General features: G+C 31.6%; 7 protein-coding genes. All 7 read left to right on the top strand.

Annotation, left to right across the window (positions count from 1 at the left end):
* The first annotated feature begins 201 nt into the window (after window positions 1-201).
* The 7 genes from rimP to Q0T35_RS05690 all read left to right on the top strand — a co-directional run bounded on the left by rimP (window position 202) and on the right by Q0T35_RS05690 (window position 12,379).
* Window positions 202-669 (top strand): ribosome assembly cofactor RimP, encoded by a 468-nt coding sequence (gene rimP, locus Q0T35_RS05720; protein ID WP_293916406.1) that lies wholly within the window; start codon window positions 202-204, stop codon window positions 667-669.
* A 19-nt stretch (window positions 670-688) separates the two neighbouring features.
* Complete coding sequence (nusA, locus tag Q0T35_RS05715) at window positions 689-1,924, top strand: transcription termination factor NusA (protein ID WP_293916408.1); 1,236 nt, start codon at window positions 689-691, stop codon at window positions 1,922-1,924.
* A gap of 64 nt (window positions 1,925-1,988) precedes the next feature.
* Window positions 1,989-4,838, top strand: coding sequence for a translation initiation factor IF-2 (infB, locus tag Q0T35_RS05710; RefSeq protein WP_295841304.1), 2,850 nt, complete (start codon window positions 1,989-1,991; stop codon window positions 4,836-4,838).
* Between the two features lie 244 nt (window positions 4,839-5,082).
* Window positions 5,083-8,148: a SusC/RagA family TonB-linked outer membrane protein gene (locus Q0T35_RS05705; RefSeq protein WP_295841303.1), complete on the top strand. Its 3,066-nt coding sequence runs from the start codon at window positions 5,083-5,085 to the stop codon at window positions 8,146-8,148.
* A gap of 17 nt (window positions 8,149-8,165) precedes the next feature.
* Window positions 8,166-9,578: a RagB/SusD family nutrient uptake outer membrane protein gene (locus tag Q0T35_RS05700; RefSeq protein ID WP_295809472.1), complete on the top strand. Its 1,413-nt coding sequence runs from the start codon at window positions 8,166-8,168 to the stop codon at window positions 9,576-9,578.
* 332 nt (window positions 9,579-9,910) lie between these two features.
* On the top strand, window positions 9,911-11,878 hold the full coding sequence (locus Q0T35_RS05695) for a putative porin (RefSeq protein WP_295841302.1): 1,968 nt from the start codon (window positions 9,911-9,913) through the stop codon (window positions 11,876-11,878).
* Between the two features lie 90 nt (window positions 11,879-11,968).
* A complete protein-coding gene (locus Q0T35_RS05690; RefSeq protein ID WP_293916416.1) occupies window positions 11,969-12,379 on the top strand; it encodes a thioesterase family protein in 411 nt (136 codons plus the stop codon).
* Window positions 12,380-12,505 lie beyond the last annotated feature (126 nt).

Below are 12,505 nucleotides of genomic sequence, written 5' to 3'. Positions count from 1 at the left end.
TATTTAAAGTATAAACCATTAATTATCTTACAGATAGGCAGTATAATTTTATTATTTAGAAAATAAATGTTACCTTTGTAAGGTTTTTGGGATTTAAAAGATTATTAAAAGCCTATTTACGAGGGCTTTTTTTTGTACTTTATTCTTAGAAACTAGTTTTGTAGATAATTATAACTTAGTTATTTATTAGAAAATGTTGTTATGGCATTAGAAGAGAAAGTTAATTTATTATTAGAAGAATTTCTTAATACTAGAACAGACTTGTTTTTAATATCTTGTAAAGTTTCTCAAACTAACAAAATAGAGATTATAATAGATGGAGATGACGGAGTTTCAATACAAGATTGTTTGGATTGCAGCAGAGCTGTTGAAAATAATTTAGATAGAGAAGAAGAGGATTTTGAATTGTCAGTATACTCTTATGGTATATCTAATCCTTTATTAAATTCAAGGCAATATTTAAAAAATAGGGGAAGAGAATTAAATATCATTACTGCAGAAAATAGAGAGATAAACGGAACTATAGTGGGAGCCGATGAAGAAAAAGTAGTTCTTACATGGAAGGAAAGAAGACCAAAAGAAAAAGGCAAAGGTAAAGAAACTGTTGAAGTAAAAGAAGAACTATTATACAGTAATATAAAAAGAGCAACAATTAATATAAAATTTTAATTTAAATTAGAACGAACCGATGGACAGTATAGAGTTAATAGAATCATTTGCAGATTTTAAAGACGAAAAAAATATAGATAGAATTACTTTAATGGCAATCGTTGAAGAATCAATGAAAACCGTTTTAAGAAAGAGATATGGTTCAGATGATCATTTTGATGTAATTGTAAATCCCGATAAAGGTGATTTAGAAATATATTTGAATAGAAAAATTGTGGAAGATGAAATGTCGGAAGATGATTTATTAGAAATAGAAATCAGTGAAGTTAGGAAAATCGATCCAAGCTTTGAAATAGGAGAAGAATATACTCAAAAGATAGAATTAAACGAATTAGGAAGAAGAAATATTCTAGCGTTCAAACAAGTGTTGAATACAAAAATTGCAGAATATGACAATTCTAATTTATATGAAAAATTTAAATCTATAGAAGGAGAAATTGTTAGCGGAGAAGTACATTACATCCGTCACAAACAGGTTATCTTAATGGATGAAGATCAAAATGATATGATACTTCCCAAAGAAAACCAAATCCCTTCAGATTTTTTCCGAAAAGGAGAAACAGTAAAAGCTGTAGTAGAAGAAGTTGGATTTAAAGGAGGAAAACCATTAATAATTCTTTCCCGAACCTCACCAAAATTTTTAGAAAAATTGTTTGAATTTGAAATTCCGGAAATTTATGATGGCTTAATAACCATAAAAAAAACAGTTCGTATACCGGGAGAAAAGGCTAAAGTAGCAGTGGAATCGTATGATGATAGAATCGACCCTGTAGGAGCATGTGTAGGAATGAAAGGATCTAGAATTCACTCTATCGTAAGGGAATTAAGAAACGAAAATATAGATGTAATCAGTTATACCAATAATCAACAATTATTTATCCAAAGAGCTCTTAGTCCGGCTAAAGTGTCTACTATGGAAGTAGACGAAGAAAATAAGCATGCAGTTGTTTTCTTACGACCAGAAGAAGTATCTAAAGCTATAGGAAAAGGAGGCCAAAATATTAAGCTCGCAAGTTGGTTAACAGGATATGAGATCGATGTAAGAAGAGATGAACCGGAAGAAGAAGATATTGAATTGACAGAATTTTCCGATGAGATAGAAAGCTGGGTTATTGAAGAGTTGAAAAAAGTAGGATTGGATACAGCAAGATCTGTATTAGAAAAAGATGTGAATGATTTATTAGAACTTACGGATTTAGAGGAAGAAACCATTATTGATGTTATCCGTATTTTAAAAGAAGAATTTGAAGAATAATGTAAATTTCATTCAATAAATATTATCATATTTGTAAAAAAATAGAATAACAACAAAATATAGTATGTCGGGTATTCGATTAAGTAAAGTATTAAAAGACCTTAATATCTCTCTTGACAGAGCAGTAGAGTATTTACATTCTCAGAATGTCGGGATTGAGAAAAACCCTAACGTAAAGTTAGATCAAAAAGCGTATCAGCTCTTAATTACTGAATTTTCAGAAGATAAAATGAAAAAAGATGCGTCTTTAGATGTGGTCATTAACAAAATTCCGGAGAGAAGAAAGGAAGAGAAGGTAGAGCAACCGGAAATATTTAAGGTTAAAGCTGATGAAATAGCTGCACCTAAAACAATAGGAAAAATAGACCTTGATGCTCACAAAAAGACTAGAAAAGATTCTCGAAAAGAAAAAGACAAAGAAGAAGAAAAAATCATTCCTTCCCAGTCAAAGGAGCAAAAAGAAGAAAAATCCATAACAGAGGAAAAGAAATCAGGCATTAAAATAGTTGGAAAAATTTCTCCTGAAGAACTTCAGCGAGCTAAAGAACCTACATATCCTGTTAAAAAGACAAAAGATAAGAATGTTGTAGAAGAACCTAAGCAGGAAATAAAAAAAGAAGAAAAAAAACAAGAAGAGCCCAAAGCTGTTTCCTTACCTAAGGTAAGAGAAACTGAAAAAAAACCTCAGGATGATGAGCCGGAAAAATTAGAAACCCAATATCAAAAATTAGACGGGCCAAAAATTACAGGTCAAAAGATTGACTTAACACAGTTTCAAAAGCCAAAGAAAACCAATAAAGAAAATTCTAATTCCGAGAAAAAGAAAAGAAAAAGAATTGTAAAAGATTCTAAAGTAGATGTCAATGCAGTTGCCAAGTCCATTAATAATACCGGACATAAAAAAGAAGGTTTTGGACAAGGTCAAAATAAAAACTTAAAAAAAGGAGGAGGCAATAGGAGGCCTAATTCCGGTGGAAATAACAGGAACGTTCGTCCGACAGAATTGACGGATGAGCAAGTAAAAAATCAGATTAAAGAAACTTTGGAAAAATTAACGTCCAAAGGAGGGAAATCTAAAAGTTCCAAGTTCAGAAGAGATAAGAGAATTCAAAGAAGAGAGCAAGAGGCAGAGTTACATGAACAAGAAAGAAAAGACAATACCATAAAGGTTACTGAATTCATTACAGTAAATGAATTAGCAAGTTTAATGAACGTTTCAGCTACAGAAATTATTTCTGCTTGCTTTTCATTAGGCGTTATGGTAACCATGAATCAGAGATTAGATGCAGACACCATGGTATTGGTAGCCGATGAATTTGGTTATAAAATTGAATTTACAGATTCTGAAGTAGATGATTCTGCCATAGAAGAAGAGCAGGACAAAGAAGAAGATTTAGTCACCAGAGCTCCTATTGTAACTGTGATGGGACATGTGGATCATGGAAAAACATCTTTACTCGACTACATTAGAAATACTAACGTGATTGCCGGAGAATCCGGAGGGATTACACAGCACATAGGAGCTTACAATGTTGTGCTTTCAAATGGACAAAAAATAACCTTTTTAGATACTCCCGGTCACGAAGCCTTTACTGCGATGAGAGCGCGGGGTGCACAAGTTACGGATTTAGCTATTATCGTAGTTGCAGCGGATGATAATGTAATGCCTCAGACGAAAGAAGCAATTAGTCATGCTCAAGCAGCCGGAGTACCTATGATATTTGCAATCAATAAAATAGATAAACCCAACTCCAATCCAGATAAGATTAAGGAGGAACTGTCTCAAATGAACTTATTAGTGGAAGATTGGGGAGGTAATATTCAGTCCCAAGAAATTTCTGCTAAATTTGGAACAAATGTGGATATTTTATTAGAAAAAGTTTTATTGGAAGCTGAAATATTAGATTTAAAGGCAAATCCAAACAGGCTATCCAATGGAGTAGTGATTGAAGCAGCTCTTGATAAGGGTAGAGGATATGTTTCTACTATATTAATTCAAAATGGTACTTTACGTGTAGGAGATTATATTTTGGCAGGAAAAAATCATGGAAAAGTACGCGCCATGATGGATGAGAGAGGCAACCATATGAAAGAAGCCGGACCTTCAGTACCGGTTACGGTTTTAGGACTAGATGGGGCACCTACCGCTGGAGATAAATTTAGAGTTTTTGAAGATGAAAAAGAGGCGAAGCAAATTGCTAATAAGCGAGAGCAATTAATTAGAGAGCAATCTATAAGAACTCAGAAACATATAACCTTAGATGAAATTGGAAGAAGAATTGCATTAGGTGATTTTAAAGAATTAAATATTATCTTGAAAGGAGATGTAGACGGTTCAGTAGAAGCCTTAACAGATTCCTTACAAAAACTATCTAATGATCAGATCCAAATTAATATCATACACAAAGGAGTAGGACAAATTACGGAATCTGATATATTATTGGCAGCAGCTTCAGATGCTATTTTAATAGGATTTAATATCCGTCCTAATCTAAGTGCAAGAGATTTAGCAGAAAGAGAAGAAATTGAAATTAGAACATACTCCATTATATATGACGTAATAAACGATGTCAAAGAAGCTATGGAAGGCATGCTTTCTCCTGAGATAAAAGAACAAATTATCGGGAATGTAGAAATTCGCGAAACTTTTAAAATTTCCAAAGTAGGAACTATTGCCGGTTGTATGGTTTTAGATGGAACGATTCATAGAAATTCTAAAATTCGTATTATAAGAGAAGGAATAGTAGTTTATACAGGAGAACTTGAAAGTTTAAAGAGATTTAAAGATGATGTGAAAGAGGTTAGTAAAGGATATGAATGCGGATTAAATATTAAAAATTATAACGATATACAGATAGGAGATTTATTAGAGGTTTATGAAGAAGTAGAAGTTAAAAAGAAATTAAAAATTTAATTAAAAATTTATAAAAATAAAAAAGGCTGTATGAATTTCATGCAGCCTTTTTTATTTTACACAACCTTAACTTATAGTGTTTTTTCAATCAATTAGTAAATTTCTCAATAAAATTCGTCATATAATTAAAATAATTAGTTTTTGTATAGCAAAAAATTAATAATTCAAGATCATTTAATATTATTTTTGGATATATTAAAAAAATGTTAGAATTTTGCCGCTTAACTAAGTATTATATTATTGTATGAGGAAAGAACTTAAAATTTTAAGCGTGCTAGGTTTGTGCTTATCCGGGCAATTTGCATTTAGTCAAATTAAAGGGAGTGTGCAAGAGGTTGATGGTGAGCCTTCTATAGGTGCGAAGGTCGAAATTAAAGGGACGAATACTTTTACAAGAACCGATGATGAGGGTAATTTTGAATTATCTACAGGAAAAGTTGGGGATGTTTTAGTAATAACTAATTTAGAAGAGGAATCAGAAGAAGTAGTAGCAAAAGAAGAATTAGCTTTTAAATTTTCAAAAAAAGTTAAAAATAAGAAAGAGAAAGAACTTGATGAAGTAGTGGTACTAGGTTTTGGTAGGATAAGAGATGCTAAAGATGTCGTAGGATCGGCTTCTGTTGTTAAAGGATCAGATATATCTAATGCGCCCGTTGCCTCATTTGATAAAGCATTAGCAGGGAGAGTTTCCGGTTTAGCTGTAAGTTCTTCTACGGGGCAGCCCGGTGGATTAGCCCAAATAAGGTTGAGAGGTATAACTTCTGTAAATGGAAATAATAACCCCATTTATATAATTGATGGGGTAAGAATTTCTTCAGGAAATTTATCCACTGATCGTAATGAGTCAACCTCAGATCCGTCAACTAACGTTTTAGCAACTATAAATCCTAATGACATTGAATCTTATACTGTATTGAAAGATGCAGCAGCAACTTCATTATATGGAGCAGATGCAGGCGCAGGTGTTATAGTGATAACTACCAAAAAAGGAAAAAAAGGGAAGCCAAAATTCACAGTCGATTTAGAAAGAGGATTTGGTAGAAGAGCAGTTAAAGATCCTCAACCCATAACACCCGGGACATGGAATAAAGTATTTATAGAATCTGTTAAAAATAAGAGAAACGTAACCGAGCAAGAGGCAATCGATTATATTAACGGTTTAGCTAGTAATGGGACGACTTTAGCGCTATGGGACGGAAAAACTCCAGTAACCGATTGGACTAAGCTAGTGGAGAGAGATTATACTTCCCAAAATAGCCTTAATATTGGAGTAACAGGAGGTTCTGACAAAATAAGATATGCCTCTTCTCTTAATTATTTTTCACAAGAAGGTATCGTAAGAACTACAGATTTCGATAGAGTAGGTGGTAGGTTGGCTACAGATTATACGGCAACGGATAGATTGACAATACGGACTGATATCAATGCTTCCTATACCAAACAAAACAGTGTGTTAAACGGGGGATATTTTTCCAATCCGCTTTTAACCAAATATTTTATCCTACCTACTGATAATGCTAAAAATCCGGATGGAAGCTATAATTTAGGGAATGGAAGGATGTTTAATGGTATGTTTAATTCCGCTTACTTGTTGGAAAATAATTATAATACTACTAAAACAGCAAGAGTTTTTGCCAATATACAAGGTGAGTACAAAATTTTTAATAATCTAAAATATATTATAAATTTTGCTCCGGAATATATTAATATAGAGAGAGATAGGTATGATAATCCGATTCACGGAGACGGAGCCAATGTAAACGGAAGGATGATTAATCAAAGAATGCGATATTTTAATTGGAATGTACAAAATATCTTAAATTACTTTTTCAAAGTTGGAGAAAATCATCATTTCGATGCTAGAATTATACAAGAGGCCTATAAGAAAGATTATAAATATTTATATACTTCTAATACGACTGTAGGAAGATTAGGCTTATACTCCACAGATAATTTTGTAAAAAATGAAGGTACGAGCGGTAACGGATATGTTGCAACCAGAAATGCATATGCGGCAAACCTAAGCTATGATTACGGTAAAAAATACTTTGTTGACGGAACTATCAGAAGAGAAGCATTAAATAACTTTAACTCAGATAACAAATGGGGTACATTCTGGTCTGTAGGAGCAGCCTATGATATTTCTAACGAAAATTTTTTAGCAGGAACATTTGTTGATTTACTGAAAATTAAAGCTTCCTATGGAGAATTAGGAAATCAATTACTATATGACGATATAAATTCCTTTTCTCTGTATGCGTATGATATAAACTATAACGATTCAGCTGGGGGCTATATCTATCAGTTGGGCTACAATGATTTTACTTGGGAAAAAATTAGACAATTCGATGTAGGTTTTGAAACAGTATTCTTTAATAATAGAATGAATTTTGCAGCCTCTTATTTTCATAAAAAAACAAAAGACTTAGTATTTCCTAAAGCAATATCATTAACAACCGGTTTCGCGAGTGTTACAGCGAATGCCGGAGATATGGTAAACCAAGGAGTTGAATTAGACTTAGGAGGAACGATAATTAAATCGGATACACCGGATGGTTTCAACTGGTATTTATCAGGTAATTTTACCTATGTAAAAAATGAGGTAACAGATTTACCTTTAGGAGAATCAGTAAAAACAGTAAATATTACTCAAAAAGGCAAAGCGGTTAGTAGCTGGTATATGAGAAAATGGGCAGGTGTTAATCCAGCTACAGGTGAAGCCCAATGGTATATAAATGGCAAAGATGGAGAAGTGACAACCGAATACAATAAAGCGCAAAGAGCTATTCAAGGAGTTCCTTATCCAAAATACATGGCAGGGCTTTCTACAGATTTGTCATACAAAGGTATATCTTTATCTGCAACATTTAGTGGTAGCTTTGGACATAAAATCTATGACGGATGGAGAAATTATACTACCAGTGACGGACAATATATACATGTCTATGGAGGATATGAAGAGCAAGGTGATTTCTGGACGCCGGATAATCCTAATGCATCTAATCCGAAACCGGTATTTACAAATAGCTCACAATCTAATAATGATTCAACTAGATTTTTATACGATGGCGATTTCGTTAGATTAAGAGATTTAACCTTAGGATATACTTTTTCAAAATCGGTTTTAGACGATATTGGTTTAACCAATCTTAAAATATATTTAAGAGCTACTAATATATGGACCTATTGTTTTGATAGTCAAACAAGACATTTAAAAATAGAACCGGAACAAAATATGAATGGAGGAGGAAGTAATTTCGATCAACCAATATTAAAAACTTTTACGGTTGGAGTTAATGTCGGATTTTAAATAATAAGAAAAAAAGTATGAAAAAAATTATAATATTAGTAACTGTTTTATCATCATTAATTACAACCGTATCATGTTCAGATGATTTTACGGATCCACAATTACAACAAAATGAAATAATAGAAGATACGCCGATAACAACTTTAGAGCAGTTGCAAACATTTATGAATGGAACTTATGCTTTAATGAGGAATCAATATTATTACGGTTGTAGTTATATAGTTTATGGAGAAGTAAGAGGAAGTGATGAAATGTTTTCAAACGGTAAATCGGGAAGATATTTGAGTGTTTCTCAATTTACTATGAATGCTGATGATGGCCAAGCTACTCAAACTTGGAGAAGAATATATCGCGTTATAGCCAATGCAAATATTGTTATAAATGCAACGATTACTGATGGAAGTTCAGAAAAATCGATCAATGAAATTAAATCACAAGCGTATGCCGTAAGAGCTTGGGCTTATTTCGATCTAATTAAATTATATGGACAAAAATATACTCAGGATAAAAACTTAGGGGTTCCGATTATTTTAGATTATATAAAAGATCCAGTTTCATTTTCCATAGCTAGATCAACCTTAGATGAATGCTATGCCCAAATTGAATCCGATTTTCAACAAGCTTACGATAAATCGGAATATAGCTTAGGTACGAAACAGACCTTAACTAAAGGAGCTATAGCAGCTTTGATGTCAAGATATTATTTATATAAAGAAGATTATAAAAATGTATATAAATATGCAAGTGAAGTTACCAACCAATACGCTCCAATAGACAAAGGATTATATGTTACAAGTTGGAGAATTGAAGGGCTTAATTCTATATTCGAATTAGCATATGGAGTTTCCGGTTCATTAGGAACTGCCGGGATAGCCTATATTTTTTCTATGGACGGCTATGCCAATACAAGAGTGCTTCCTAGTTTAGTCAACGCATATGATCCGGAAGATATTAGAGCAACTATAAAAAAAGATGAAAAAGATAAGACCGGTATGTTACGTCAAAATTCTTCAAAAAGTTCTACTTATCTAGAAGGAAAATATCCAGTATTAACGGGCGAAGCCAACCAAAAATTAATAAGATATGAAGAAGTTGCTTTAAATCAGGTAGAAGCTATATTGATGGGAGGCGGAGGTTCTAATGACGAAGCACTAAATCTAATTAATGGTATTAGAGAACAAAGAGGTATCGCACCTTTAACTTCCGTAACTATGGATGATTTAAAAGAAGAAAGGAGAAAAGAATTAGTGGGGGAAGGATTCAGAGTATGGGACTTACTAAGATGGAACAAGTCATTAACTCGTTTGGGCTTAACGGGAGAAAAAGAAGATGTTTTATCCGAGGGTGATTATAGGTTAGCTTTTCCTATACCTCGATCTGAAGTTGATAATAATCCAGGATTATCTAAACAACAAAATAAAGGTTATTAATATATTGTAAACATAAAAAAAACCACCTTATTAAGGTGGTTTTTTTATATTATATTTGAATGAATAAATTCTAAATAAATTTTTCACTAATGCAAAATATTTTTAATGGAACTTTCATGAAATCTTATTCGATCATTTGAAAGGTTGATTATAATTTTTCCGTTTAAGGTACAAATAAGATAAGTTTAAAAGAAGAAATCTTAAAATTTTTATGCAAAAAGGTTTGTATTCGGCATCATTTTAACAATTATTATGAATAATATAACATATAGATTAAACAGGTGATTTTTTTGCCTTTTTTTTATTTTTATATTTGCATATTGTTTTATTACATGAGTAGAATTAGATTACTTTTAGTCTGTTTTTTTTTAAGCATAGTTTCAATATTTTCTTTTGCTCAGGTAACAGAAGAAAAAGCAGATCATGTGCCTATATCCAATACTACTAATAATATTAAGACAGTAAGTACTGACTCCATAAAATATTACAACCCTACCATACAGTCGTATAAATATTGGACAGAAGATAATACCAAACAAATTTTTGATACGGTTTTAACTATAGATAAATACTATAGAAATAAAATGTATAATCATAAAGATAGTTTTGGAGTCATGCCATTTTCCAATATAGGGCATACATTTAATCCCTTACTATATACAACCAAAATCAATTCTGCTATTGATTTAATTCCTATAGGGAAATCTTTCAATCTTATTGAAGCAGATGAGGTGAGATATTTTGATGTGCAAACACCCATGACAGAATTTCAATACAATAATGGGTATAAGCAAGGACATTCCCTATCAAGCTTATTTACGCATAATATAAATTCAAGACTCAATTATTCAGTACAGTATAGGGGATTAAGATCAGAAGGGAAATATCTTGAACAACTAGCTTCAAACAATACACTTTTATTTACTGTTAACTATCATACAAAAAATCAAAAATATAATTTGTGGAGCCATTACATTACAGCAAATGTTGATGATGAAGAAAATGGAGGAATACAATTTCCCAAAAATTTTGAAGATGGAGACAGTAAGTTTAAAGACAGAGACCGAATGGAGGTAAATTTAACAGGAGCTCAATCAAAATATGGAAGGCGAAGATTCTATGTAGGACAGCAATTGGGGATTATTAATTCAGGTCAATACAGATATCCCTTATCTATAAAAAATATATTTACAGCAGAATCTTCACATTATTCCTATGAAGAATTTAAAGCTCTTAATACATTTTTTGCAGATAGAGAAGGAATTTTTGAGGTAGATAATTTAAAAGGACATTATAATATCAAAAAACTGAGAAAAATTACCAACTTATCAACAGTTGTTTATGATTGGACCGATAGATTGCATGTAGAAGCAGGATTAAAGTATGAGCACTTAGAATTTAATTTTGACAGAATTGTTGATTCAAGTATAGCCTTCCCCAAAAATTTAAAGGACAACCGACTAGGTGTAGCAGGTAAACTTACTTTTAATTGGAAAAAAGAGATAGTCTTAAAATCTCAAGGAGAAGTTATGTCCGGAGATCAATTTAAAAATTCTTATTATATAGATAATCATTTAATAGTTAGTCCGATAAAAAATTATTATATAGAAGCGAATTTGGGGATAAAATCACAGATGCCTTCGCTTAACTTATTGTATAACCAAAGCTTCTACAAATCCATGAATTACTTTGTAGAAAATCCGGAAAATGAAAGAACCGTCCAAGCAGGAGGAGAATTACACTTAAAACCCTATAACACAAGAATTTTCACCCAATTTTACAATATAAAGAATTACACCTATTTAGATAGCGATAATTTACCTAAACAATCTTCCTCATCTGTAGATTTGGTGCAAGTAGGAATAAAGAATACCTTTCAATATAAAAAGTTTCATTTAGAAACCCATCTAGCCTATCAAAATGTTACCAGTAATAAACAGCTATTACCCCTTCCTGATTTTATAGGTAGAGCAACGGTATATTATCAATCAAAAGCATTTAAAAACAATGCCGAATTCCAACTTGGATTAAATGCATACTATTTTACTAAATTCCAATCTCGAATTTTTCTTCCTGTAACTAACGAATTTAGATTGCAATCAAAATCGGAAAATTATAATATAGGGGAATATCCTGTTTTAGATTTATTTCTCCATTTTAAAGTTAAAAGAATGTTGATTATCTTGGAAGGACAACATTTCAACTCCAGTTTTAGCGGCTATAAATTCTATAGTTCTCCTCTAAATCCTTATACCGATTTTCGCTTGAATGTAGGAATACTCTGGTATATATTTACTTAGATTTTATAAATATGAAATTAGCAATTTTTCTTTTTAAGAATTTAAATTTTTGTAAATTGTAATTTGCTATTATGAATAAAAAGTTAAATTATGAATACACCTCTTTTTGAAGTCGATTTGAAAGTACGCGATTATGAATGTGATGCTCAAGGGATCGTAAATAATGCAAATTACCAGCATTATTATGAAATAGGTCGTCATGAATTCTTAGAACATCACGGATTAGATTTTTACGACTTACATACCAAAGGAATTGATTTAGTATTAGTGAGCATATATGTACGCTATATGAAATCATTGAAAGGAGGGCAAAAATTTCTATGCACTATTGATTCCTTAGAAAAAAAAGGAATTAGGTATTTATTTAATCAAAAAATCATACGTAAATCTGATAATAAAATTTGTTCAGAAGCAAATGCGGAAGTAGTAAGTATCGTTAATGGTCGGGTAAGTAAACTGCCTATATTGGACGAAGCATTTGCTAAATACTTTCAAAAATAGATTACATAAATTGAAATAGATTTAGGAAAAGAAGCTTATAAAATATATTATTGCAATTCGAAAACCTATAGATCTAATGAGAATATAAAAATAAAATCTTTTTATTACGAAGTCCTGACTATATAA

It is taken from the genome of uncultured Apibacter sp. (assembly GCF_946479295.1).
In the GTDB taxonomy this organism is placed as follows: Bacteria; Bacteroidota; Bacteroidia; order Flavobacteriales; family Weeksellaceae; genus Apibacter.
This window is presented reverse-complemented; position numbering and strand designations above follow the sequence as displayed.

Bases quoted from the DNA above. Each gene is read 5' to 3' on its own strand.
- rimP (WP_293916406.1), top strand. From the start codon at position 202: ATGGCATTAGAAGAGAAAGTTAATTTATTATTAGAAGAATTTCTTAAT.
- nusA (WP_293916408.1), top strand. From the start codon at position 689: ATGGACAGTATAGAGTTAATAGAATCATTTGCAGATTTTAAAGACGAA.
- infB (WP_295841304.1), top strand. From the start codon at position 1,989: ATGTCGGGTATTCGATTAAGTAAAGTATTAAAAGACCTTAATATCTCT.
- Q0T35_RS05705 (WP_295841303.1), top strand. From the start codon at position 5,083: ATGAGGAAAGAACTTAAAATTTTAAGCGTGCTAGGTTTGTGCTTATCC.
- Q0T35_RS05700 (WP_295809472.1), top strand. From the start codon at position 8,166: ATGAAAAAAATTATAATATTAGTAACTGTTTTATCATCATTAATTACA.
- Q0T35_RS05695 (WP_295841302.1), top strand. From the start codon at position 9,911: ATGAGTAGAATTAGATTACTTTTAGTCTGTTTTTTTTTAAGCATAGTT.
- Q0T35_RS05690 (WP_293916416.1), top strand. From the start codon at position 11,969: ATGAATACACCTCTTTTTGAAGTCGATTTGAAAGTACGCGATTATGAA.